The sequence below is a fragment of the Kocuria oxytropis genome, assembly GCF_040981195.1.
Classification (GTDB): domain Bacteria; phylum Actinomycetota; class Actinomycetes; order Actinomycetales; family Micrococcaceae; genus Kocuria; species Kocuria oxytropis.
This window is the reverse complement of record NZ_JAVFXA010000095.1, coordinates 1-560: the sequence shown is the minus strand read 5'-3', so window position 1 is coordinate 560 and position 560 is coordinate 1. Positions and strand designations below refer to the sequence as shown.

At 72.1% G+C, this 560-nt stretch carries 1 protein-coding gene; it reads right to left on the bottom strand.

The genetic code is table 11. The features are described from left to right. Positions 1-560 (bottom strand): 2-oxoadipate dioxygenase/decarboxylase family protein (locus QYM41_RS17750; protein WP_368801090.1); only part of this gene is annotated, 560 nt, incomplete at both ends.

The following is a 560-nucleotide window of genomic DNA, read 5'->3' as shown; positions in this document are numbered from 1 at the left end:
CCCTGTCCTCCTCGAGGGCGCGGAACGAGGTCTGGCGCAGGAGGACGCCCGGGCCGTCCCACCGCGGAGGCCCCTGGATCTCGTCGATCATCGTGATCCCCAGCGTCTCCATGCGCGCGTAGAGGTCGTCGATGTCGAGCACCCGCGGCGTGAGGTGGTTGATGTGTGTGGTGGTGACCCCGCCGATGTCGGAGGCCACCGCGGAGACGGCCTCGAGCTCCCGGTACCAGGCGTGGTCCACCGGCTCGTCGGAGAGCTCGAAGGACCGGGTGGCCAGCCGGAGGAGCTGCTCGGCGTCGTCGTCCTCCAGTCCGCCCTCGGCGGCGGCCCGGTCCGCCAGCTCCAGCAGCTCCTCGGGGAACAGGCTGCGGCGGCCGATGAACTCCCGCAGCCGCCGCTGCAGGTCCTCGCCGAAGAACCGGGGATCGTCGGCGGCGAGCATCGAGGTGAAGACGCGGAAGGGGTTCCGGGCGAGCTCCTCGGGGTCGACCGGGCGGAAGGCGGTGGAGACCACCGGGACGGACGACGCGGAGGCGTCGCGCAGGTCGTAGAAGCCCACC